This is a genomic window from Deinococcus humi, from assembly GCF_014201875.1.
GTDB classification, from domain to species: domain Bacteria; phylum Deinococcota; class Deinococci; order Deinococcales; family Deinococcaceae; genus Deinococcus; species Deinococcus humi.
The window spans coordinates 99,670-122,238 of record NZ_JACHFL010000003.1 but is presented as its reverse complement, the minus strand read 5'-3'; the positions used below and the strand labels follow the sequence as shown (position 1 = coordinate 122,238).

At 63.5% G+C, this 22,569-nt stretch carries 21 protein-coding genes; 8 read left to right on the top strand and 13 right to left on the bottom strand.

Annotation, left to right across the window (positions count from 1 at the left end; genetic code table 11):
* Nucleotides 1-476: 476 nt before the first annotated feature.
* The 3 genes from HNQ08_RS07375 to HNQ08_RS07365 all read right to left on the bottom strand — a co-directional run bounded on the left by HNQ08_RS07375 (nt 477) and on the right by HNQ08_RS07365 (nt 3,453).
* On the bottom strand, nt 477-1,748 hold the full coding sequence (locus tag HNQ08_RS07375; protein ID WP_189366211.1) for a right-handed parallel beta-helix repeat-containing protein: 1,272 nt from the start codon (nt 1,746-1,748) through the stop codon (nt 477-479).
* A gap of 155 nt (nt 1,749-1,903) precedes the next feature.
* On the bottom strand, nt 1,904-2,467 hold the full coding sequence (locus HNQ08_RS07370; RefSeq protein WP_184129273.1) for a nucleotidyltransferase family protein: 564 nt from the start codon (nt 2,465-2,467) through the stop codon (nt 1,904-1,906).
* Entirely contained in the window at nt 2,464-3,453 is a 990-nt protein-coding gene (locus tag HNQ08_RS07365) for an ADP-ribosylglycohydrolase family protein (RefSeq protein ID WP_184129270.1), read from the bottom strand. The genes HNQ08_RS07370 and HNQ08_RS07365 overlap by 4 nt, the downstream gene beginning before the upstream one ends.
* Before the next feature lie 132 nt (nt 3,454-3,585).
* On the opposite strand from HNQ08_RS07365, the gene HNQ08_RS07360 reads away from it, so the two are divergent.
* Nucleotides 3,586-4,107 (top strand): DUF4388 domain-containing protein, encoded by a 522-nt coding sequence (locus HNQ08_RS07360; protein ID WP_184129267.1) that lies wholly within the window; start codon nt 3,586-3,588, stop codon nt 4,105-4,107.
* Nucleotides 4,108-4,199: 92 nt separating this feature from the next.
* Here HNQ08_RS07360 and HNQ08_RS07355 read toward each other — a convergent pair whose 3' ends face one another.
* The 8 genes from HNQ08_RS07355 to HNQ08_RS07320 form a co-directional block, all read right to left on the bottom strand.
* A complete protein-coding gene (locus tag HNQ08_RS07355) occupies nt 4,200-5,033 on the bottom strand; it encodes a phosphatidate cytidylyltransferase (protein WP_184129264.1) in 834 nt (277 codons plus the stop codon).
* A 94-nt stretch (nt 5,034-5,127) separates the two neighbouring features.
* Nucleotides 5,128-5,679 carry a ribosome recycling factor gene (gene frr / locus HNQ08_RS07350; RefSeq protein ID WP_184129260.1) on the bottom strand — a complete coding sequence of 184 codons (552 nt, stop codon included), beginning with the start codon at nt 5,677-5,679 and terminating at the stop codon, nt 5,128-5,130.
* A gap of 130 nt (nt 5,680-5,809) precedes the next feature.
* Nucleotides 5,810-6,517, bottom strand: a complete 708-nt coding sequence (pyrH, locus tag HNQ08_RS07345) for a UMP kinase (RefSeq protein WP_184129257.1) — start codon at nt 6,515-6,517, stop codon at nt 5,810-5,812.
* 125 nt (nt 6,518-6,642) lie between these two features.
* Nucleotides 6,643-7,440, bottom strand: coding sequence for a translation elongation factor Ts (gene tsf, locus HNQ08_RS07340; RefSeq protein ID WP_184129254.1), 798 nt, complete (start codon nt 7,438-7,440; stop codon nt 6,643-6,645).
* 105 nt (nt 7,441-7,545) lie between these two features.
* Nucleotides 7,546-8,340, bottom strand: coding sequence for a 30S ribosomal protein S2 (gene rpsB / locus HNQ08_RS07335; protein ID WP_184129251.1), 795 nt, complete (start codon nt 8,338-8,340; stop codon nt 7,546-7,548).
* 346 nt (nt 8,341-8,686) lie between these two features.
* Complete coding sequence (locus HNQ08_RS07330) at nt 8,687-9,214, bottom strand: hypothetical protein (protein WP_052195379.1); 528 nt, start codon at nt 9,212-9,214, stop codon at nt 8,687-8,689.
* Between the two features lie 81 nt (nt 9,215-9,295).
* Complete coding sequence (locus tag HNQ08_RS07325) at nt 9,296-9,835, bottom strand: GNAT family N-acetyltransferase (protein ID WP_184129248.1); 540 nt, start codon at nt 9,833-9,835, stop codon at nt 9,296-9,298.
* Nucleotides 9,835-10,776 (bottom strand): hypothetical protein, encoded by a 942-nt coding sequence (locus HNQ08_RS07320; RefSeq protein WP_184129245.1) that lies wholly within the window; start codon nt 10,774-10,776, stop codon nt 9,835-9,837. Before HNQ08_RS07320 ends, HNQ08_RS07325 begins: the two co-directional genes overlap by 1 nt.
* Before the next feature lie 151 nt (nt 10,777-10,927).
* Here HNQ08_RS07320 and HNQ08_RS07315 point away from each other — a divergent pair, with 151 nt between their 5' ends.
* Nucleotides 10,928-11,812 (top strand): NAD(P)-dependent oxidoreductase, encoded by an 885-nt coding sequence (locus HNQ08_RS07315; RefSeq protein WP_184129239.1) that lies wholly within the window; start codon nt 10,928-10,930, stop codon nt 11,810-11,812.
* Nucleotides 11,809-12,687 (top strand): DegV family protein, encoded by an 879-nt coding sequence (locus tag HNQ08_RS07310; RefSeq protein ID WP_184129236.1) that lies wholly within the window; start codon nt 11,809-11,811, stop codon nt 12,685-12,687. Before HNQ08_RS07315 ends, HNQ08_RS07310 begins: the two co-directional genes overlap by 4 nt.
* A gap of 10 nt (nt 12,688-12,697) precedes the next feature.
* Here the strand turns inward: HNQ08_RS07310 and HNQ08_RS07305 are convergent, their stop codons facing one another.
* Nucleotides 12,698-14,164, bottom strand: coding sequence for a glycoside hydrolase family 3 protein (locus HNQ08_RS07305; protein WP_342355682.1), 1,467 nt, complete (start codon nt 14,162-14,164; stop codon nt 12,698-12,700).
* Nucleotides 14,165-14,326: 162 nt separating this feature from the next.
* Between HNQ08_RS07305 and HNQ08_RS07300 the strand changes: the two genes are divergently transcribed.
* The 5 genes from HNQ08_RS07300 to HNQ08_RS07280 all read left to right on the top strand — a co-directional run bounded on the left by HNQ08_RS07300 (nt 14,327) and on the right by HNQ08_RS07280 (nt 21,741).
* Nucleotides 14,327-15,580 (top strand): ABC transporter substrate-binding protein, encoded by a 1,254-nt coding sequence (locus HNQ08_RS07300; RefSeq protein WP_184129233.1) that lies wholly within the window; start codon nt 14,327-14,329, stop codon nt 15,578-15,580.
* A gap of 122 nt (nt 15,581-15,702) precedes the next feature.
* Nucleotides 15,703-17,739 carry a glycoside hydrolase family 20 zincin-like fold domain-containing protein gene (locus HNQ08_RS07295; RefSeq protein ID WP_184129230.1) on the top strand — a complete coding sequence of 679 codons (2,037 nt, stop codon included), beginning with the start codon at nt 15,703-15,705 and terminating at the stop codon, nt 17,737-17,739.
* A gap of 163 nt (nt 17,740-17,902) precedes the next feature.
* Nucleotides 17,903-19,480 (top strand): ABC transporter substrate-binding protein, encoded by a 1,578-nt coding sequence (locus HNQ08_RS07290; protein WP_184129227.1) that lies wholly within the window; start codon nt 17,903-17,905, stop codon nt 19,478-19,480.
* 211 nt (nt 19,481-19,691) lie between these two features.
* Nucleotides 19,692-20,720 carry an ABC transporter permease gene (locus tag HNQ08_RS07285; protein WP_184129224.1) on the top strand — a complete coding sequence of 343 codons (1,029 nt, stop codon included), beginning with the start codon at nt 19,692-19,694 and terminating at the stop codon, nt 20,718-20,720.
* 16 nt (nt 20,721-20,736) lie between these two features.
* Nucleotides 20,737-21,741 carry an ABC transporter permease gene (locus HNQ08_RS07280; RefSeq protein WP_184129220.1) on the top strand — a complete coding sequence of 335 codons (1,005 nt, stop codon included), beginning with the start codon at nt 20,737-20,739 and terminating at the stop codon, nt 21,739-21,741.
* Nucleotides 21,742-21,792: 51 nt separating this feature from the next.
* Here the strand turns inward: HNQ08_RS07280 and HNQ08_RS07275 are convergent, their stop codons facing one another.
* The gene (locus HNQ08_RS07275) at nt 21,793-22,542 is read right to left on the bottom strand and encodes a shikimate dehydrogenase (RefSeq protein WP_184129217.1); all 750 of its coding nucleotides are present in this window, start codon (nt 22,540-22,542) and stop codon (nt 21,793-21,795) included.
* Nucleotides 22,543-22,569: the final 27 nt, after the last annotated feature.

The window sequence follows — 22,569 nt, the reverse complement described above, 5'->3', positions numbered from 1 at the left end:
AAGGCTGCTACCCCGATTATTGAACAGTGGAATTAACGTCCGTTCAGCCGACAACTCAAAAAAGTCAGTCCCTTAGAGCCTCAAGCTATTCCCAAGTATCTGGAGCGGCAGAAAGCCATAATTCTTTCATCCTATATGGATTTTCGGGCTTGATCTGAGCATTGTTATTTGACAGGAAGCAGCAGACCAGACTGAGGATGAGCTATTTAACCTATATTCTTCATATCGTCGATATTCAATTGAGCGACACCAACACCCGTCCGTGAGACGTACTTGGTTGCAGTTCAATGGAAAATGATATTAAAAACTCCCAAAGATACTAGAGATCCGCCCTATATTTTAAATTATTACCTAAATTCGTTAAACCATTACTTGAAAAAAGTATGACAATCTCTATATAATTATGCCTTCGCATAGAATACGATTAGCTTAGATTATGTATAACAATACTTGGCGCGAATACTGCATGTCCCAAGTTACGGCGATGTAGCTTTGGAAACAGAGTTGTGAACACCAACAATCACCTTCGCCTCACTCAACTTCTGCTGCCAACGAGCAAATTCTTCACTGGCGATGTCATCACCGACAGGATCCGGCCAAGCCTCATTGTCCTTACAGATATTTCCTGCGGACTCCAGACAACTTGGCGTCCAAAGGTTGTGGTAGTAGACCTTGCCTGCAGGTCCGAATCGTTTCCAGCCAACAATGTTCTTTTGAATTGAGTTGTTAATAAAAGTCCGGGCATTGTTTTTCGCGCTGCCATTAATGTTCCAGACATACAGACCGACATTGGCATTTGGATCGATCACTCCACCTGGCAACAGGCCAGCAGAAACGATGCGATTGCCATAGACCTTGTGATGGTGGCCCCCAGCAAGGCCTATTCCATGGTTTGAAGTGTTAATAATCTGATTGTTGTAGACCTCGGCATACCCACCTGCAATGTCCATGTCGTCTTTCTTTCCATCGCCCAGGAGAATGCCACCCCCCGAATATTTCTGTGCCTTCAAGGGATTGGCGGCGTACGCTCCATCGATATAATTATCGTGAATCCTGATTGGGCTGGACGCGGTGCCGCTTGACTCATACATGCTGAAATTGTCTTCGACAGCACTCTTGCCTGGCTCGTTGATTACCTCGTTCCAGGCAATCTCAATATTGGGCACCCGCGCCACACGGTTGAATTGAATAGCCTGCACATAGTAGCGCTTGTCAGTAAATTTGCCCCGGTAATCAACGTAACGTCCATCTACATTCCGGATCCGATTGCGAAGAATACGGATGGTCTGCCCAGCAGCAGGATTTCCCTTGAAGAGATGCACATAAATACCGGAAGTACCAAACAGATTGTTATTCTCGACCACCAGATTCAACACGTCTTCGACTGAGAGAAAACGACCAGGAAATGAGCCGTTGGTCAGGGGATTGAGGCCGTAGCCGGTGGTATTTCGTACAATCAGGTTCACATTAATGCCGCGAATCAGATTGCCGCGTCCACGGAGAAACGAATTTTCGATCACGACCCGTTCACGGGTTTTGATGGTGACTGCTGCGACCTCTGGATCAAAGCTCTGCCAGTTGCCCTGATAGGTGCCGCCTCTGGTAATGACTAGAGGCCCGGCATAGGCTGGCCCTTCAGACGGATCGTTTTCTGGAACGATGGCGCGGGTATCCACGTACGGCGCGCAGGCCGTCAGCGTCACGGTGAGAGCACCAAACATCAAAGCGGCGCAGACGGTGATCCTCATTGGCCTGTAGTTAGACGTTGTCCTCGTCCTGTCGTGTTCTGTCACTGACCCCTCTCTAATATCCCGAAATTCCGCGTCCCTGATAGCTTTCACGTGTGGGCCAGTGTAGCTGGAATATGTGAGTGTTGTCCGACGTCCACAGACATGCGCCAAGGCTAAGAGATCTGCACCGATCCCGCAGCCTGGAGCCATGGCCAGCGCCGCTGGTAGTCAGCGATCTTGGCGCCGCACAGGCCGGGGGTATGGTTATGAGGATTGGGCCGCAGAATTCCAGCGGCCAGATCGTCCAGACCATAAGGGGCGTAAACATCACCGAACGCATCTATGCCCACGCAGGTGCATTCCACCAGGAACTGATCTATGCCCTCTCGAACGCTCTTCAATGGTGGGCGGTCCTGGCCGAACTTCCCGTTGAACCACAGGTGAACGCGGGCCTGGTTGCGGATCTCGACAGTGACTTTCAGATCACCAAACAGCACCTCGGCCCGGCGGATCACGGCGTCCTCGGCCTCGTAGCTGGGGTCATCATCCCAGTAAAACACGTCGTAATCGCGGATCTGCGCTTCTGGAGGCTGGCCACTCTGCACATTCCAGACTGTGCCAAACAGCGCCCCGGCAACCAGGTGAACCTGCTGCACGCCCAGGTCTGGCAGCCGTTCCAGCATGGCTGCATTGACTGGATTCAGGCGCACCAGCCTCTCAAATTCACTCTCGTTCATGGCTGCCGCACTGCCCGCACCAGTTCGGGAAAATGTTCGGTACATTCCCAGCCGCGCTGCCAGCCCGGCCAGGTGTGCCCCAGGCGCAGGGGCGGCAGCAGCCGGGCTGGAACCTCAAAGCCCCTCGCCCCCGCAATGGCCCCGACCACGCAGGCCACCGTATCGCTGTCGTCGCCCAGCAAGACGGCAGCCTCCACGCAGGCGTGCCAGCTGTCGGCGCCCGCATGCTTCACGGCAGCTTCCAGCGTGTCCAGCACAAAGCCGCTCTGCGAGGTCATCCTCCCTGCCAACCCGGAATGCACTCGGTCGCGGACCTCGGCCCTGGCCTGTCGCTCACGGTCCTTGAAAGCCGCGTGGGCATCCCGTGTGTCGACGCCAAAGATTTCAGCATCCAACAGGGCAGCGCGGGCGTCGAAGTTGCCCGTCACCGCCAGGGCGTCTGCAGCGGCCTCAGCGTAGGGTTGCCCAGCGGCGAGCGCCTCCAGAAACGCGGTCAGAAAGACCGAGGCGTACACGCAGCGCGGGTCGGCGTGGGTCAGAGCAGTCACGGCTGCCGATTCGCGAGCCAGGCCAGTTCCCTTGAAACCGGCGATCCACACGGCGGCAATTCGCATCAGGCCCCCGTTCCCAGCACTTCGGAAGCCGCTGCCCTCCCAAGCGCGAACACCACCGTCAAGCGTAGCGAAGCGCAGGGCTGCGCCGGTCAGGCCGCCCACGTCCGGCGGTCCTGCCGCCAGCCAATCACGCAGGGCACTCAGCACACCGTCCACACCTGTTTGCTTTGCGTAGCCTAGCAGCGTCGCCACGACCATCTGGGTGTCGTCGGTGGCCTCGCCCGGCGCGAAACCAAACACGCTACCCGGCTGATAGTCCGTAATGGTCTGGCCGTAGCGGGCGGCGATGGTCTGTGGCGTCTTGAATTCGGTGGCTGCTCCCAGCGCGTCCGCCGCGGCCAGCGAGAGGAGCGGCCCTGTCCCGGTGATCATGGGGGCATTCTGACATGACACCTTGCCCTGATCCTGCGGGGACGGGCCAGCGGCCATCAACCGCGCCCCCACTGGGGGCACCCGCCGCACCGCCCTCTCTGGTCACTCCAGGCACTACACTGTGCCTACGTTATGGTGCGCGGCGACCTCGCAGTCTTTCCTTTTCTTTCCGTGATGCAGATGCTCCTGACCAGTGGCCGTGAAGGGCTGTTGAGCGTGGACCACGTGCGCGGCGGTCAACTGTGGCTGGAACGCGGCGAGATCATCCACGCCCGCTGCGGCGAATTGACCGGTGACGCCGCGCTGCAACTGCTTGCCAGTCTGGGGAGCGGGACCTTTGTGTTCGAGCCGGGGATCAGCGCCCCCGAACGTACCTTGCACCTGCACCGGGATTCGGCGCTGCGCCGTCTGTTCGAGGAAAGCAACGCCTGGGAGCCGCTGTTGCGGGCCTTTCCCGACTGGCAACGTCGCCTGCGGTTCACGCCCCGCTGGACCGAGGCCCAGCCTGTCACCCACCCTCAGTTCCGTGCCTTGAAACTGGTCTCGCAGGAACTGGATATCCGCACCCTTCTGGAACGCAGTGGGGAGCCACCGCGCACTGTGCTGGAAACCCTGCGCCCCTTCATGATGGCCGGACTGATTGAGGAGTGCTGAGTTCAATCGACGAGACGATGCGCCAGACCACAACAAAACCGGGCAGAGAGAAGACTTCTGCCCGGTTTTGTTGTGGATCGGGAGCGAAAGGTCTAGCGGGAAAACACGCTGATCTGCAAGAACAGATAGGTGGCGGGCACGGCGAACAGCAGGCTGTCGATACGGTCCAGAAAGCCGCCGTGACCGGGCAGACTGGTGCCGCTGTCTTTGGTTCTCAGGGCGCGTTTGATCAGGCTCTCGGCCAGATCGCCCAGCTGACTCGCGCTGGCCACCAGAATGGAATACAGCAGCGATTCCAGCGGTGACCAGATTCCGCTCAGGCTGGAGATGACCAGCACGATCAGGAACCCTGCGAGCAGGCCGCCAATGGCCCCCTCTATCGTCTTGCCCGGACTGACCTCCGGGGCCAGCTTCCGGCGTCCGAAGTAATAGCCGCCGAAAAAGCCCCCGATGTCGGCAGCGAATGTGGCCAGCAGCGGCAGTGCGAAATACAGCAACCCCGCCGTGGCGTCCGGGCTGTAGCGGAGCAGCAGAAAATAGCCTAGCAGCCAGGGGATGTATAACAGGCCAAACATGCTGTAGACCACCCGTTCCAGCGGACGTTCGCCCGGACGCACGACCTCCATGACCAGCAGGTAGCCCAGTGCCACGGTCAAAACCACTTCCCGCCAGGAGCCGCCGGGCCACGGCGGGGTCTGTGCCCACACGGGCAGGCTCGCGACGATCAACGCGGCGGCGAATACAGCCAGACTGGCCCGTCGCACGTCAATGTCATTGCGGTCCAGCATGCGGATGTACTCGTACAGGCCCATCACCGACAGAAACATCAGCGCCGGCAGCATGGCCCACCAGCCGATCCACACGATGACGCTGATGATGGCAAAACCCACCACGGCGGTCAGGACGCGGCTGCTCAGGCTCTCCATAACGCCCCCCGACCGCAGGAAACCACAACAGAGAACGTGGACCGTGGTGATCCTCCACGATCCACGTTCCGCGGGCCACCTTTCGGCGCAGCCCTCACCCGAGGATTTCCTGCTCCTTCTTGTGGAAGGTGCTGTCCACCCGGGCGATGAACTCGTCGGTGATCTTCTGCACCTCAGCCTCGCCGCGCTTGATGTCATCGTCCCCAATGCCCTCGAGCTTCTTGACATCGTCCAGCGAGTGCTTGCGCAGGTTGCGGATGGCAATGCGGGCGTCCTCGGCGTAGGTCTTGGCGTTCTTCACCAGATCCTTGCGCCGCTCCTCGGTCAACACCGGCAGGCTGATAAAGATGGTGTCGCCCTTGTTGTTGGGATTCAGGCCCAGATCGCTGTCGCGGATGGCCTTCTCGATGGGTGCCAGCGCGCCCCGGTCCCAGGGCGTAATGACAAGGGTGCGGGCGTCGGGCGTGCTGACGCTGGCGACCTGATCGATAGGCATGGACTGACCGTAGTAGTCCACCACCACTCGTTTGAGGATGCCTGGGTTGGCGCGGCCCGTGCGGAGCACGCTCAAGCTGTTTTCCAGCGACTCGATGGCCTTGCCCATTTTCTCGCGGGTCTCGGCCTGAATGGTTTTCATGTCGGACATGGGGAAACACTCCTTATAGATGAATGTGGAGGCGAGGAAGGAATGGCCGAGTTTACCCTGGCTGCGCACGGTGAGGGCGTCAGGGCCTTCATCGTCCCTCCGCTGTCGCCGTCTGTCCAGCGTCAGTCCTTCAGCTCTGAATCAGCGTTCCGACCCGCTCGCCCCGAAACAGCCGCTCGAGGTTGCCCGACTGGAACAGATCGAAGACCACGATGGGCAGCCCCTTGTCCATACACAGCGTGATGGCGGTGGCATCCATCACGGCCAGGCGGCGTTCGACGACCTCGTGGTGAGTCAGGGTGTCGAAGCGCACCGCCTCTGGATTCTTCTGCGGATCACTGTCGTACACGCCGTCCACCTTGTTCTTGGCCATCAGCACCACTTCCGCACCTATCTCCAGAGCACGCAGAGTACTGGTGGTGTCGGTGGTGAAAAACGGTGCGCCATTACCGCCGCCGAAGATCACCACGCGCCCCTTTTCCAGGTGACGCATCGCCCTGCGGCGAATGTACGGCTCGGCCACCGCGGCCATCGGAATGGCGCTCATGACACGGGTGGGGCGTCCGGCGGTTTCCATGGCGTCCTGCAGGGCCATGGCGTTCATCACGGTGCCCAGCATCCCGATATAGTCCGCGGTGGCCGGGTCCATCCCGACGCCGTTGCGTGCGCCACGCCAGAAGTTGCCGCCGCCGATCACGATGGCCAGCTCGATCTCGCTGCCTTTCAGGGCGTCACTGATCAGCCTTGCGAGGCGGGCGGTGGTGTCGGGACTGATGCCGAAGCCATCCTCCCCGGCCAGAAATTCGCCGGAGAGCTTGAGCAGAACGCGCTTGAACATAGGGAAACCACCTTAGAGGCAGGAGAAAGTGTCAAGAAAAAGCCCGGCAACCGCTGGGGCCACCGGGAAGAGGAAGAATGCGGCCCGAAAAAAGAGGCGGCCATCTGCGCCGCCCCTCCTTTGAATTACGAGCCGATCTCGAACCGGACGAAGTTGTTCACGCTGGCGTCGCCCAGGTACTTGCCCACGGTCACAGAGTTGTCCTTGACGAACTTCTGCTCGGGCAGCACTTTTTCCTCGTAGAACTTGCCGATCTGCCCTGAGACGATCTTCTCGACGATCTGCTGGGGCTTGCCCTCGTTGAGCGCCTTGTTGGTCAGGATCTCGCGCTCCTTCTCGATGTCCTCGCTGTTCACCTGATCGCGCTTCAGGTACTGCGGGTTCTCGGCGGCCACATGTAGGGCAACGTCCTTGGCCTGCGCCGCGCTGCCGCCCTCCAGATCCACCAGCACGCCGATCTTGCCGTTGCTGTGCACGTACCCGGCGATCTGCTGGCCTTCCATGTAGGCCACACGGTTGAGCACCAGGTTCTCGCCGATGCGTCCGGCAGCGGCGGCCACAACGGTGCCTACGGTCTCGCCGCCATCCATCGTGAAGTTGCGGAGTTCCTCGACGTCGCTGGTCTTGGCCTTCAGGGCCGCCTGGGCCAGTTCTTCCACCAGCTGCTGGAAGTCGGCATTGCGCGCCACGAAGTCGGTCTCGCTGTTGACTTCCACCATCGCGGCGGCGTTGCCGTCCACCATAAAGCGCACCAGACCTTCGCGGGCCTCACGGTCGGCTTTCTTGGCGGCCTTGACGATGCCGCGCTCGCGCAGCAGGGCCACTGCCTTGTCCTCGTCGTTGCCCGCGTCGGCCAGGGCCTTCTTCACGTCCATCATGCCCGCACCGGTCAGTTCGCGCAGTTTCTTGATCGATTCCAACATCTTGGTTCCTCCTGAATTGAATTCACGGGAAAAATGGGGGGCGCGGCCCGCGTACCGCGCAGCGACGCCCCCCACCTCTGAACTGGGTTGAGCTGCGAAATGGGTTTAGCTGCGGCCCTGCGTGCTGGTGAGCTGAGCGGTATCGCCCTCGGCTCCCTGCTCGGCGGCCATCATGCCAGCGTTCTCGCCTTCCACGCGCTCGCCGGACACGTCCTCGCCGCCGCCACGGGCCTCGACCAGCAGGTCACCGATGCGGTGCGTGATCAGCTGGATGCTGCGGATCGCGTCGTCGTTGCCGGGCACGATGTAGTCGATCACGTCCGGATCGCTGTCGGTGTCGGCCAGCGCGATCACGGGAATCCCGAGCTTGTTGGCCTCCTGCACGGCGATGACTTCCTTGGTGGGGTCCACAACGAAGATCGCGTCGGGCAGACGGTTCATCTTGCGGATACCGCCCACGAAGCGCAGCAGACGCTCGCGCTCGGCGCCCAGGGCGATGCGCTCGGCCTTGGGACGGTCATTGATGCGCTCGGACTCGAACAGATCGTCGAGTTCGTTCAAGCGGTCGATACGGGTGCGGATGGTCTTGAAGTTGGTGAGCATCCCGCCCAGCCAGCGGCTAGTGACAAAGGGCATGCCGGTACGGCGCGCTTCGAGCTCCACGATTTCCTGCGCCTGCTTCTTGGTGCCGACGAACAGGATGACGCCGCCGCGCTCCGAGAGTTCCTTGATGAAATCGAAGCTGCGGTCCACCTGCTTGAGGGTCTTCTGCAGGTCGATGATGAAAATACCGTTGCGCTCAGCGAAGATAAAGCGCTTGAATTTGGGATTCCAGCGCTTGGTTTCGTGGCCGAAGTGAACTCCGGCTTCCAGCAGTTGCTTCATGCTGATGTACGACATGGTAGGGCTCCAGTAAGCGTTGAGTGGGAAGAGTTTGCCGTCCTCATGCCAGCCCAGCGTCAGATCTCGCCGTCATTGGGCCAGGCCGGTGCACGACGCTTGAGCGCGCACGGCGGGTCATGGGGGCACCCAACCGAAGAGTATAGCGCCTCTGGGGAGATGAGGGAAGCGGTGGGTGTCTGGTTTTATGGCCCTGGCTGAGAGGCGCTCCCTCGGCCACATCCGAGCTCTGCACGGTTCAGGTCTACACCACAGCCGAAACCCCCCTCGCCACAGTGACGAGGGGCTAATACATAAGGCCCCGAGAGGGTGCAGGCGCCGCGCTGTGCAGACCGCTTCAACAGCCTCAGTTCAGGCGGACGCTGTTGGTCAGGTTCCGGATGACGGCTTCATTGCGCGAGTAGTCCTTGACCTTGCCCGCAATGGTCAGCACCAGCATGCGGCCTCCCGCGCTGGTGACCATCAGTTCGCGCCGCAGATCATCGTCCTGTCCTGGAGTGGTGAACACAAACTGCGCCCACGGCGAGCCGCCCATCTGCAGCAGGCTGGACTTGAGGGTCTTGACATTCGGCACCTGCGCGCGGATCACGGCAGGAAACTGCGCCACGAGTTTTTCCACCTCGTTGGCCGCCAGTTTGCTGGTCCGCCACTCGAAGGCCACGCTGACTTTGCGGTCCTCCGTCATGAAGACCGCGTCAGGACGGCCTGCCGCCGAGGGAAAGGCGGCTCGAATCCCGGCTTGGTTCAGGGTCAGGAGTTTGGCGTTGGGTTCCACAGAAAGCGGCAGGCTGTCCAGTTTCACCGGCACGGCATGGGCCTGGCCTGGAATCAGCAGACCCGCCAGCAGGGTCACGGTCAGAAGAGGACGGATCATTTCGCTGTCAACCCTAACCTTCCCTACCCAGCAGCTTATGAGCCGCCTATGAGGAACGTGCGGAGGACTGTCAACTGGGCATCAGATTCTGGGGGTCAGCGCACTGCTGCTTGTCATTGCCTCCTCGCTCAGGTGACGTTGCATGAAAGCCAGGTCCAACCAGCGTCCGAACTTTCGCCCTACCTGCCGAAAATGCGCCACCTGCACGAAGCCCAGCCTCGCGTGAAAGGCAAGACTGTCCGTATTTGCGGCGTCCACCCCGCCCACCATGACGTGAAAACCCGCAGTCCTGGCGTCGTCAATCAACGCGGTCATCAGCAGCCTGCCCAGGCCCCTGCCGCGCAGACGGTCCCGGATATAAACGCTGTGTTCCACTGTCCCCGCGTAGCCCAGCTTCTCGCGAAAGGGGCCATAGGTGGCCCAGCCCATCACCCTGGGACCATCCACAACTACCAGCACAGGCCAGCCTGCCCTCCGCTTGCGGTCAAACCAGTCCAGGCGGGTCTCCAGCGAGATGGGTTCGAGGTCGTACGAGGCGGTGGTGTGCAGCACCGCGTGGTTGTAGATCTCCAGCGTGGCCGGCACATCGGCCCGGGTGGCGGGACGGACGAGGGGTGACATCAGACCTTGAGATCGTCCGCTTTCTCGGCGGCTGTGCCAAAGCGGTCCTCTAGAAAGCGCTGGTGGGTCAGCAGTTCGCGCCCCCCCGCCTGAAGCGTGGCGTCGAGGATGTCCTGTACCGCCTCCAGCAGCAGATCGAGCTGTTCGCGCAGCAGGTCTCGGCCCGTCTTGCCGCCCTCGATAGGGGCGGTGTCCGCCCTCGTGCGCGGCAGCTTCAGGTAGGCGCTCACGGCGGTGGGCACGTACTCCTCGCGGATGGCACGGGCCAGATATTCGGCCTCGCTGCCCTGCTGGTCCAGCCCGTGCAGATGTGTCAGCGCCTCCTTGGTCCGCAGATTCAGCGCCACCAGCTGCGCGCGAGCCTCGCCGGGCAGGCGGCTGTCACGCATCCACTCAGTATAGGGATCGGCAGCGGGTTGGGGGGCCACTTTCGGGCCTGGAACCCTGGCCGGGGCGGGGGTGGCCGTCACCAGTTCCCAGTGCTTCTCCCCCGCCCCAAACCATGAGCCCAGGGAGAAGCCCCCAGCCTGCTCGGGCAACTCGGCGGGTGCCTTGGGCGCCGCGCCCACCTGAGTCTTGTCGGACCGTCCCACGAATGAGAAGGCTGCCGTGAACAGCCAGATCAGGCCCATGACCGCCAGTGGAAAGATCATCCAGTCCGCGCCCACCAGCATGAAGAAGCCAGAGGCCACCAGCGCCGCCAGCAGCGCAGGCCAGCGCTTTTGCCAGTGGCCGAAAGCAGTGGAGCCGAAATACCCCAGCAGCATTCCCGCCGCCGGATGCACGTCCCAATCCGCGCCCAGCACGGCCAGCAGCAACAGCAGCGCCGACGCGAAGGCCACCGCCTCCCACTGCCGCCCACGTTTGGAAAACAGGACCGAGGCAAACAGCCCCAGCGCGAGCCCCGCGGCCGGATGAACGATCCAGGCGACGGCCTCCATCAGCCTTGCTCCGCTGTCATACACCCAGCCTACCGCTCCGAAAGGCCGGGGAGGCACACGGCGGCCGCGCAGGGCAGGGTTCTCGGCTCTAAAGATTACACCGCGTCCAAGTTCAGCCGCCGGCCCACCCATTCCCTCTAGCCTGTTCAGGATGAAGACTGCCGCATTTCTGGGCCTCGGCGCGATGGGCGTGCCGATGGCCGCCGCCCTGGCCCGCCGCGCTGCCCAGACGGGTGGACGCGTGCTGGTCTGGAACCGCCACATGGAAAAAGCCCTGGCCCACGCCGCCGAGTACGGCACGCAGGCCGCGACGCTGCAGGACACAGCCCAGGCGTCGGTGATCTTTACCTGCCTGCCCACCAGCGCGGACGTGGATGAGGTGATCGGACAGCTTGAGGCGCACCTGAATCCCGGCACCGTCTGGGTGGATTGCACCAGTGGGCATCCCGACGCAGCGCGGGCGCAGCGGGCGCGGTTGCTGACGCACGGCGTACGGTTCCTGGATGCCCCGGTCAGCGGCGGGGTCAACGGCGCGAAGGCGGGCAACCTGACTGTGATGCTCGGTGGTCCGGCAGACGAGGTAGAGGCGGTGCGCGGCGAACTGGCCTTCGCGGGCACCGCCGTCCATGTGGGCGACACAGGATCAGGTTTCGCCGTCAAGGCGGTGAACAATGCGCTGCTGGCGGTCAATCTGTGGGCAACGGGCGAGGGGCTGGCCGTGCTCGGCAGAGGTGGGGTGGACCTGAACGCCGCGCTGCAGGTCATCAACGCCAGCAGCGGCCGCAGCAACGCCTCCGAAAACTTGATTCCGGCCCGCGTGCTGACCCGCGAGTTTCCGCCCACCTTCGGGCTGGGCCTGCTGGCCAAAGACACAGGAATCGCGATGGACCTGGTGGACAGCGTCAAGGGCAGCGCCCCGGTGCTGGCCCAGGTAGACGCCCTTTGCCGGGCCGCCTCACGGATGATCGGCCCGAATGAGGATCACACCGCCCTGTTGAAACTGGTGGAACAGATGAACGAACAGGAGATCAGATGACACAGGACACCAGACCGCACTTTGCCGTGGCGACCGATGGCGGGCTCGACGCCTTCGAGGGCCTGAACAACGCTGTGCCCGTCGCCCCCTTCTCGGTCAACTTCGGGAGCAGGAGTTACCGCACCGATGAGATCTCCCGCGCCGATCTGTTCAAGGAGTTGCAGACCAACCCGCAGCACCCCACCAGCAGCCAGCCGACGCCGCAGGAGTGGGCCGACGCCATCCGGGAAGCGGGCTCGCCACAGGTGCTGGCGGTCACCATCAGCGCGGGGCTCAGCGGGAGCCGGAACGCCGCCGATCAGGCGCGGGGGGTGCTGGACGGCATAGACGTTCGCCTGCACGACTCGGGCACGCTGAGCGCGGCGCAAGCATTCCAGGTGCATGCCGCGCAGACCGCTGCCCTGCGGGGCGAGTCGCTGGAAACGGCGCTGGAATGGGTCCGCGCGGTGCAACAGGAAACCGAACTATATTTCACCATCGAAACGCTGGAGTACCTGCGCCGGGGCGGCCGCATCGGGCGGGTGCAGGCCACGCTGGGCGGGCTGTTGAACCTCAAGCCGGTTATCACGGTGGACAAGACGACGGGTGCGTACACCAATGTCGGCCGCGCCCGCAGTTACAAGGGCGGCATCGAGGCGGTGGGGCAGCAGGTGACCCGGACGTACGGTGAGGGCACGCCCCTACGCGTGGGCCTGCTGTACGGCAACATCCGCGAGGACGCGGACGCGCTGATGGAACAGTTGAGGGGACGACATCCCATCGTGTGGTCAGGAGCGGCGGGCGTCAATCCGGTCCTGAACGTCCACACCGGGCCACGGGCGCTGGGCGTGGCGGCCGCGCCGGATCAGTGGCCGTGGGAGCGGGACAACCCCTGAGCGACTCGGATCAGGCTGGGCCGAACGGCAGGCTGCCTTGCGCTCCCGCTTCCCCCTTCAACCAACCCAGGACGGCGGCGCGGGCCTCGGGGCGAAACCCGTAGGCCAGCAATGCGGGGGCGTCCACGTCCAGCACGGCGTAGGGATTGTAGAGACACAGGTGAAGGTCCGGCTGGACCCCGATCAACGCCGGGTGCCGGTGACGGGCGGTGGTGGCCAGAATCACCGGATCGCCCCCAGCGCGGGCCCCCTGCCAGTCGATGGCCTCGGGCGTCTCAAAAGGAACGAGCCTCACCTCGTAGACCTGTGCCAGCTCGCGGGCCAGCGTTTCGGCGTCTGCACCCGCCTCGCTCACCGTCTCGCGCACCGGCTGGCGGTGGGCGATCAGCGTAACGCGGGCACCGGGTTGTGGGGCGACGGGGTTGCGGTAGGCGGTCAGGCCCTGTGCCCAGGCGCGGCGGAACAGGGCCGCGTCGCTCTGCGGGTCCAGCGAGACATCCGCCTCCGCCGGAGCCTGCCGGGCCAGGGCGTGCAGACGCGCCAGACTGGCGTCCAGCTCCTGACGGTTCAGGCGGGTTTTCATCGCCGCGCCAATGGCCTCCAGCGTCGTCTCCTGCGCCTCGCGGCGTCCTAGGGCCATCACCAGATCGGCCCCGGCCTCCAGCGCCAGCACCCCGGCCTCACCGCGCCCGTAATGGTCATCGATCGCCCGCATCCCCATGCTGTCAGTGACGGTCACGCCGCCGTAACCCCATTCCTGCCGCAGCAGCCCGGTCAGGACGCGCCGCGAGAGGGTGGCCGGATGAACCTCATCTAGCGCCGGGTAGACGATGTGGGCAGTCATGACGGCGGGCGTCTGGGGCAGCAGATGACGGAAGGGGGCGAACTCGGTGGCCTCCAGTTCAGCCCGGCTCTTGTCCACGCGCGGCAGCGCCAGATGGCTGTCCACCCGCGTGTCGCCGTGACCCGGAAAGTGCTTGACGCAGGCCGCCACGCCCGCCGACGCGTACCCGGCCAGCGCCGCACCACCATGCCGCGTCACCAGGGCCGGGTCCGCACCGTAGGCCCGTTCGCCGATCACCGGATTGGCCGGACTGACATTGACGTCCAGCACCGGGGCAAAGTTCCAGTTGATGCCCACGCTGCGAAGCTGCCGGCCCAGCGCTGCCGAGACCGCCTGCGTCAGGCCCACGTCGTCCGCCGCGCCCAGACCCATGGCGCTGGGGGCGAAGGGCCAGAAGTCCGGGCGCAGAATCGCGCCGCCCTCGTGGTCCAGGGCGATCAGAGCGTCCTCTCCCAGCACCTCGCGCAGGTCGGCGCACAGCTGTCGCAATTGCCCCACAGACTCGATGTTCTTGCCAAACAGACACACGCTGCGGACACCGTGTTTTTTCAGGTGGGCGGCGGTGTCGGCGTCCAGCGTGGGACCGGGAATGTCCACCATTGCGAATACGCCGGGCAGGGTCTGGGCAGTCATGCCATGCAGGGTAACGCGTGACCCGCGCAGCCCCCGCACATGAGGAAGGCAGACAACTTCTCAGGCAAGCGCAGGGGCGTGGCGCTACATTCTCGGCATCAATCCTCAATCCAATCTCCAGCGCCGTCCCCTTTCTCCGTTCATCTTCTCCAGGAGTCGCCCATGAAAATTTTGCCCTCCCGTTCCGCCCTGCTGACCGCCGCCCTACTCGCCGCCGCCTCTGCCACCGTGGCCAGCGCGCAGAAGACCCAACTTGAATTCTGGACGATCAGCCTCGCGCCCCTGTTCAACGACGAGATGAACCGGCTGGTGGCACAGTTCGAGAAGGAAAACCCGAACGTGTCGCTGAAATGGGTGGACGTCCCGAGCAATGCGATGGAGCAGAAGCTGCTGGCCGCCGTCGCCTCGGGCCGCCCGCCCGCCGCCGTGAACCTGTCCTCTGATATGGCGGTCAAGCTGGTGCAGCAGGGGGCGCTGGAGCCGCTGACGCTGGACGCGGCGGCCAAAAAGCTGTATTTCGAGTCTCCGCTGAACACCTTCACCTTCGACGGCAAGGTAATGGGCGTGCCGTGGTACTGGGCCCCCAAGGTGGTGGCGTACAACACCGACATCTTCAAGAAGGCGGGCCTCGATCCCAACAACCCGCCGCGCACCATCCAGACCATCATCGCCGCCGCCAAGACGATCAAGGACAAGACCGGCCTGTACGGCTTCATGCCCAACATCGGCGGCATCAACATGCTGTATCTGTTCCAGGAGGCGGGCCTGCCCGTGCTGGACAAGGCGGGCAACAAGGCCGTGTTCAACAGCCCCGAACACATCAAGCTGGTGCAGCAGTACGTTGATCTGTACAAGGCGGGCTACATCCCCGAGGACACCATGCGCCGCGGGTACACCGCCGCCACCGAGCTGTATTCGTCGGGCAAGCTGGGCATGCTGATCACCGGGCCGCAGTTCATCATCCGGGTGGAGAACGACAACAAGGCGATCTACAACCTGACCAAGGTGGCGCCGTACCCGATCAACCTCGCCGGGAACGTGATCCACACGCCGCTGATGGGCTTCACCGTGCCCAAGGGGGTCAAGGACCGTGCCCTGGCGCAGAAGCTGGCGCTGTTCCTGACCAACGACGCCAACCAGCTGCAGTTCAGCAAGGTCACCAAGACCACCTTCCCCAGCACCGTCAAGTCCAGCACCGACAAATTCTTCAAGCAGGGCGGCGCCTCGGCCATCGATCAGGGCAAACTGGTCGCCAGCACCGAGCTGAAGAAGGCCAAGGACCTGACCCTGAACTACCCGGACGCCAGCAAGCTGAACAAGGTCTTCAAGGACAACATCGAGAGCGCGATGGCCGGACAGAAGACCGTGAAGGCCGCGCTGGACGACATCGTGAAAGCCTGGAACGCCAGCCTCTGAGCACCATTTAGAGCAGACGGGGGGATTCGGGATGACCCGGACACCCCCGTCGTTGGTGTGGAGTCAGTCGCACAGGTCCGCTCTATCCAACCACTTTTCGACTCACCAAGGGATTGACTGCCATGACCCCATTCAGAACATTCCAGGCCCTGATTTTCCTGGCCCTGGCCACCGCCGGGGGCGCCACCGCGCAGATCACCCCCATTCCCGACGCCCGCGCTCAGGTGCCCTCGGGCCAGCTCGTGCCGCAGCCGAGGCGCGCGGAGTTCCCGGCCGGAACGCTGGGGTTGGCGGGTCTGGGCATCCGCACGGTGGGCAGTGCCCCCGAACTGGGCTGGGCCGTCCGTGACCTGCGGGCCGAGTGGAAAACACGGCTGGGCGTGGCTCTACCGGACGCCACCACCGGCAAGCCGGCCATCGTCATCGGGACGCTGGCGGACGCCGATCTGGCGGCGAAAGCGGGGGCTGCGGGGCTGACCAGTACGGCGGCTGAGGGCTACGCCCTGTGGGTGGACGCAGGCGGCGCGTATCTTGTCGGCGCGGACGTCAAGGGCGCATATGAGGGCGCACAGACGCTGCGGCAACTGCTGACGCCCGCAGGAGTGCGGTTTGCCAGGATCAGCGACTCGCCCGCTCTGAAGAAACGCGTGGCGATGATCTACCTCGATCAGTACAGCAAAGGCGTGAACGATGCGCTCATCCCCATGCTGGCCGCGCTGAAATACAACGCCGTGCTGGTCATGAGCAACTACGTGCAGTGGGACACCGCGAAGGCGGGCGGCTATGCCCATCCCGGCGGCGCCAGCAAGGCCGAGGCGCGGCGGGTGGCACAGTTGGCCCGCGAACATGGGCTGGAGGTCATTCCACTGATCGAGACGCTGGGCCACGTCCAGTGGATGTTTTACGGCGGCGCGAACAAGGACCTGTATCAGGACCCGGACAGCCAGAATCCATACGCCTACGACACCCTGAATCCGGTGACGTACAGCCGCGTCCTCTTCCCTATTTTCAAGGAGGCGGCAGAGGTGTTCGGGGCCAGGACCATCCACATCGGCCATGACGAGGTAAGAAACCGGGACCGCTTCCCGGCGCGGGCCAACGGCAAGGCGGCGGGCTTTGAGAAGCTGTTCGTGGACGACACCGTGAAGATTCACGATTACCTGAAATCGCTGGGCGTGGCCACCATGATCTGGCACGACTCGGCCTTCTCGGACTCGGTGATCGGCAGTCTGCCCACTATGCTGCCCAAGGATATTCAGGTGGCGTACTGGAACTACGCGCCAGGCACAGATTACGGGATGATGCAAAAGATCGCCGGGCTGGGGTTCCCGGTGCTGGGGGCGTCCTGGGATGAGGCTGGCAACGCCGAGGGGCTGGCCCGCTCCGCGCAGAAAGCCGGGGCGCTGGGCATGATTCAGACCCGCTGGACCGGGTATTTCGGCAACCCCAGCATCTGGGACGGGCAGGCGCAGCAGGGCGTGGCTTACGTGCGTGCGGCGGGCGCGTTCTGGAACCCGGAGGCGGGGCCTGTGACGAACGCGGCAGCGCTGTTCCGTGACCTGTACGCGCCCCTGGCCTACAGGGGGACGGCGGGCGCCACAGTCAGTCTGAAAGCACTGGCCACCCGCACCCTGACCGACAACGACGAGCGGGGCTGGATTGGCAAGGGACCGGACATCGACCTGCGGAACCTGAAAACGGGCGTCCAGCAGATCGGCACGTATAAGTTCGACATTTCCAGCGCGGTGATGCTCAAGGGGGCGCGGGGGGCGGTCAACGACCTGCCCACACAGGCCACGGTGGAACTGGAGCGGAAGGCTGACGCCATTGCCTTCCTGCACACCACCGGCTGGCCGGGCGCACTGGCCCGCGAGGTGATCGGACGCTACGAGATCGAGTACGCCGATGGAAGCAAACTGGCGCTGCCGCTGGAATACGGGCGCCACATCCGCGCCTGGACCGACCTATTGCCCACCTCGATGATTCCCGCTCCCGGCTGGGTGGGACGAACGGCAGACGGGTTGGACATCAACGTCCCGGTGCTGGAATGGAAGAATCCCAAACCAAGCAGTGTGATCAAGCGCATCACCCTGATCAGTGAGGGCAAGAATGCCAACCCCACGTTGATTGGACTGACCCTGATCGGCAGCGGAAAGTAGGGTGTCAGACAGAATTTTCTCAGGACTCCGTAACGCAGCAGCTTGACACCCCTCCGGCCCCACCCTACCCTGAGCCCACGTTCTACTTTCTCACCCACCCTCATTTCCTGATTGGCCTGCCCCGTGCGGGCATTGGGACATGCCGGGTCCTGGAGGCTCCACTATGAAGAAATTGCTTCTGACCGCCCTGCTCGCCACCCTGCCCGCTGCCAGCGCCGCTACGCTGGTCTTCGGCAACAATGGTGAACCTGTCAGCCTGGAATCGGGCAACATCACCGACGGCATCAGCATTCTGGTGCAGCGTCAGATCTACGACACGCTGGTCGACTTCAAGGACGGCACGACCGACCTCGCACCCGGCCTGGCCACCTCATGGTCCAGCAATGCCAACGCCACTGCCTGGACCTTCAAGCTGCGCCCGAACGTGAAGTTCCACGACGGCACGCCCCTGAATGCCGACGCCATCGTGTTCAACCTGAGCCGCTGGTGGGACAAGAGCCACCCCTACGGCTTCCGCGACCAGGGCCGCACCTTCGAGATCGTGGGCGACCTGCTCGGCGGCTTCAAGGGTGACCCCACCGCCGTCATCAAGAACATCGTCAAGGTCAACGACTCCACCGTGCGCGTGGACCTGAACAAGCCCTCCAGCGTGCTGCCCAACGTGCTGGCCGCCGGCTACTTCGGCATCGCCAGCCCCACGGCCATCAAGAAGGACGGCGCCAAGTACGGTACGCCTGCCAGCAAGCCCATCGGCACCGGCCCCTTCATCTTCCAGAGCTGGCGCACAGGCGACCGCGTGGTCCTGACCCCCAACAAGTCGTACTGGGGCGCCAAGCCCAAGGTGGATGAACTGGTGATCCGCTCCATCAAGGACGCGTCACAGCGCCTGAACGAGCTGAAGGCGGGCACCATCGACTTTGCCAACGACCTGACCCCCGATAGCCTCAAGAGCGTGCAGGCCGACAAGAACCTGGTGGCCGTCAAGCGCCCCAGCTTCAACGTGGGCTTCGTGAGCATGAACAACAACAACCAGTACCTGAAAAACCAGAAGGTCCGTCAGGCCATCAGCATGGCGATCAACAAGAAGGCTATCGTGGACGCCTTCTGGAACGGACTGGCCGTCAGCAATGCCAGCTTCGTGCCGCCCGTGCTGGCCTGGGGCAACAGCAGCAAGGTGCCAGCCGACTACAAGTTCGACCCGGCCGCCGCCAAGAAGATGCTGGCCGACGCGGGATACGCCAACGGCTTCACGATTGACCTGTGGTACATGCCAGTCAGCCGTCCGTACTTCCCCAACCCCAAGCCCATCGCCGAGGCCATCGCCGCCGATCTGAGCGCTATCGGGATCAAGGTCAACCTCAAGACCGAGGACTGGGCCAAGTACCTGCAAGACCGCAACGCCACCCCAGGCTTTGACATGTACATGATCGGCTGGACCGGCGACTACGGTGACCCGGACAACTTCTACGGCGCGTACTACGGCGAGAACGGCAGCAGCGATATCAGCTGGAATCCGCCCGAACTGCAGAAGCTGCTGGAGCAGGGCCGCGCCGCGACCACCCAGGCCGCCAAGGCCAAGATCTACAGCCAGATTCACGAAATGACCTACGACGCGGCCTACCGCGTGCCTGTGGCGCACAGTCAGCCGCTGGCCGCCGCCCAGACCTACGTCAAGGGCTGGACCCCCAGCCCGCTGGGCAGCGAGTCGTTCAACAACATCAGCATCGCTGGCAAGAAGTAAGAGAAGAGGCCACAGCCGCACCGGAGTGGGGGCAGATTTCCTTGGGGGGTCTGCCCCTCCCCTGTGCGTCAGGCGTCTAACCGTTCAGCCCGCAGCCTGCCCCCGAACAGATTAGACTGCCCAGACGCCACAACCATCCGCCTGGCGCTGTTTTGACACTTTTCGTTTTCGTTCCGGTTTCGCCTGTGCCGTGAAGCCAAGGAGGTCTGCTTTGGGCAGTTACCTGATCCGCCGCATATTGCGGACCGTGCTGGTGATGCTGGGAATTAGTGTGGTTGTTTTCGTGTTCGTGCGCTCGATTCCGGGCGATCCTGCCGTCGCCATGCTGGGTGAGCGGGCCACGCCAGAGGCGGCGGCGGCGCTACGCGAGCAGCTGGGGCTGAATAAGCCGTGGTTCTTCAATCCGGCCAATCCGCTGGACGCGCAGTATCCCAAGTACATCTCGGCCCTGGTGCAGGGTGACCTGGGATCGGGGCTGAAAAGCAACATCCCGGTGGTCAACGAACTCAAGTCGCGCTTTCCGGCCACCGCCGAGCTGAGCATCGCCGCGCTGCTGTTTGCGCTGGTGGTGGGCATGCCCGCCGGGATCCTGGCGGCCCTGCGGCGCAACAGCCGCTGGGACAATCTGGCCACCGGCATCAGTCTGGTGGGCGTGAGCATGCCGGTGTTCTGGCTGGGGCTGCTGCTGTCCTACTTCTTCGCCGTCAAGCTGGGCTGGCTGCCGCCCAGCGCCCGCCTGGGCTACGAGTACAACATCACGCCGATCACGGGCTTCTACCTGCTGGATTCACTCTTGCGGGGCAACATCGGTGCCTTCTGGGACGCGCTGAAACACCTGGTGCTGCCCGCCATCGCCCTGGGCAGCATTCCGCTGGCGATCATCTCGCGCATCACCCGCAGCAGCCTGCTGGACGTGCTGGGACAGGATTACGTACGAACGGCCCGTGCCAAGGGGTTGGCCCCCAATTCGGTCACCATCAAGCACGCGCTGAGAAACGCGCTGCTGCCCGTGGTGACCGTGATCGGCCTGCAGGCAGGCGCGCTGCTGGGCGGCGCAGTCCTGACCGAGACCATCTTCTCGTGGCCGGGCATCGGCTCATGGGTCTACGAAGCCATCGCTCAGCGCGACTACCCGATCATCCAGGGCGGCGTGATCTTCGCGGCGCTGGTGGTGAGCGTGGTCAACCTGCTCGTCGACCTCAGTTACGCGGCCCTTGACCCCAGGATTCAGTACAGCTGATGAGGAGGGAAAACATATGACCACCACGGCTCCCTCCACCACTGCCCCCGCCAAGAAGTCGGAGAGCATCTTCTGGCGGCGTTTCCGCAAGAGCACGCCAGGGAAAGTCGGCGGCATTATCGTGATCCTGTTCGTGCTGCTGGCAGTGTTCGCGCAGGTGCTGCGCCCCTACGATCCCACCACAGACCGCAATTACCGTCTGAACCTTAAACCGCCCAGTATCACGGCGCTATGGAACCCCGAAGCCAAGGAGACGTATACCGACGCGGTGACGGGCAAGACCAACATCTGGGCCGCACCTTTTGGGACGGACAACCTGGGGCGCGACGTGTTCACACGCGTGCTGCACGGCACCCGCATTTCGCTGAAGGTGGGCGTGGTGTCCACCATACTGGCGCTGGTGTTCGGCTCGCTGCTGGGCGTGCTGGCCGGGTATTTTGGTGGCTGGCTCGACAACATCCTGGGTTACCTGAGCGACGTGATGCTGGCGTTTCCCAGCATTCTGCTCGCCATCGGTTTCGCCAGCATTTTCAGCGTGGACAATCCACCACTCCTCATCGCGGCGATGGACCGGCTCTTCGCGTTGAACAGTCCGCAACTGGTCACGGCCATGCTGGCCGTCTCACTGGTGCAGGTGCCGGTGTATCTGCGTCTGGCCCGCAGCGTGGTGCTCAGCGTGCGGGAGCGTGAGTTCGTGCAGGCTGCCGGGGCGCTGGGGGCGACGCAGGGGCGCATGATCTTCCGGCACGTCCTTCCCAACAGCCTCTCGCCGCTGATTGTGCAAGGCGCCCTGAGCATCGCCACCGCCACCATCGAGGTGGCCGCGCTGGGCTTCCTGGGTATCGGCGCGCAGCCCCCCCTTCCGGAATGGGGCACCATGATCAGCGACTCGCGCTCGTATTACGTGGATTATCCGTGGACGATGATCTTCCCCGGCCTGGCCATTTTCCTGACGGTGCTGGGCTTCAATCTGCTGGGCGACGGCTTGCGGGACGTGCTCGACCCGCGCAGCACCCAGTAAAAAGCTCTCTCCATCGGCCCCCTTTCCTGTGGAGAGGGGGCTTTTCCTGGCTTATGCCAGCGCGGCCACCGCGCCCCTCAGTTCCTGGGCATGGAAGCGCTGACCGGTGGCGTGGGCCAGCTGACGGGCCAGGCGGCGGGTGTGCAATTCGGTCAGGTCCAGCAGCGTGGCCCCGCCCGGAGCGATCTGTAGCTGACCCGTCAGGTCAATGATCGTGTGGTACGGCTGGGCCAGGCCCGCCGGAAAATGGCCGCTGGTCAGCACCAGCAGATCGGCACGCTCGGCCAGCCCCTCCAGCGCGGAATCCTGACGGCTGACCGGGAAAGCGCGCACACCCGCTGGAAAGTCACGGGCGGCCCGCTCGGCATCCGGGGTGTTGGCCGCCGCCACGCCCACCGCCGAGAAGCCCATGCGGGTCAGGGGGAGGGCCAGCGCCAGATCATGCATGTCGGTGCCCAGAAGCAGGGCGCTGGCCCCGCGCGCGGCGTAACCGCTGGCCTCCAGCGTATCGCCCAGCGCGTCGGCCAACGCAAAGGTGCCGTGCGCCCCGGCTGTGAAAGCCACCGCGTCTACCCGGCCCACCCGGCGGGCGGTGGCGTCGGTCTGGGCGGCATCGTGGGCGCGGGCCTCCTGGCCACGGTGGATCAGCGCGCCGCTGAACCCCAAGGTCATGCAGGCCTCCATCACTTCTTTGAGCTGTTCGGTGGGCGTGGCGAGGGCCACCAGCCCCAGCTCCCGCAGGGCACGGGCGGCGGAGGCGGGGTAGCCGATCAGGGCGAGGGGCGTGTCAGACGCTTGCATTGTGGGCAGTGTAGCAATCAGGGAGGT